Below are 353 nucleotides of genomic sequence, written 5' to 3' on the forward strand. Positions count from 1 at the left end.
CTACAGACCTCTGGAGTTTCACCCTGGATTTTTACGCCCGACCGGGTGTGGAACAGGCCTGTCTGACACTGCACACCATCGGGGCCAACGTGTGTGCGGTGTTATGAGGCGTGTGGCTGGGGCTGCGCGGAGTGGAATGCAACACGCAACGATTGTCCGAAATCGGACAGTTGCGACGCCATGGCACGATGACGTCGTGCGGCCGCTGCGGGAAATGCGCACCCAGTGGCGGGCGGCAGCTCAGGGTGACGCCGTTCAGGGCGAGCTGCGAAACAGGGTCAAGGCATTGGAATTGGAGGCCGAACACACGCTGCTCACCCGACTTGAGGCCTTGAGCCGTGACTGGCCAGATG

2 protein-coding genes are annotated in these 353 nt (G+C 62.0%); both read left to right on the forward strand.

Annotated features, from left to right (window positions below; translation table 11 throughout):
- The first annotated feature begins 47 nt into the window (after positions 1–47).
- Positions 48–107 (forward strand): hypothetical protein, encoded by a 60-nt coding sequence (locus EE949_RS30005; RefSeq protein ID WP_277423382.1) that lies wholly within the window; start codon positions 48–50, stop codon positions 105–107.
- A 29-nt stretch (positions 108–136) separates the two neighbouring features.
- A partial coding sequence (locus tag EE949_RS24360) for a TIGR02444 family protein (protein ID WP_277423381.1) occupies positions 137–353 on the forward strand: 217 nt, incomplete at its 3' end.

The organism is Pseudomonas viridiflava, assembly GCF_900602065.1.
GTDB lineage: Bacteria > Pseudomonadota > Gammaproteobacteria > Pseudomonadales > Pseudomonadaceae > Aquipseudomonas.